Annotated in this window: 1 protein-coding gene; it reads left to right on the plus strand. The window is 57.3% G+C overall.

Annotation, left to right across the window (positions count from 1 at the left end):
* Positions 1-234: HesA/MoeB/ThiF family protein (locus R0J92_RS26915; RefSeq protein ID WP_411053937.1), on the plus strand; the 234-nt coding region annotated here is incomplete at both ends.

Genomic DNA, 234 nt, shown 5'->3' on the forward strand with positions numbered 1-234 from the left:
GGTCTCTGCCCAAGCCGAAATGGAGGCACGGACCGGGTTCGGCACGGTACGTCCCTATCATCGTGGACTGACCGGGGAACTGGGTCGTGATCTCTTTGGCGAATATGATGTGATCCTTGACGGTACCGATAACTTTGGCACTCGCTATCTGGTGAACCGCACCGCTGTGACACAGAAAAAGCCTTTGATCTCGGGGGCCGTGAGCCAGTGGGAAGGGCAAAGTTGGGGCTTGGA

It is taken from the genome of Tritonibacter sp. SIMBA_163 (assembly GCF_046535935.1).
GTDB classification, from domain to species: Bacteria; Pseudomonadota; Alphaproteobacteria; order Rhodobacterales; family Rhodobacteraceae; genus Epibacterium; species Epibacterium scottomollicae.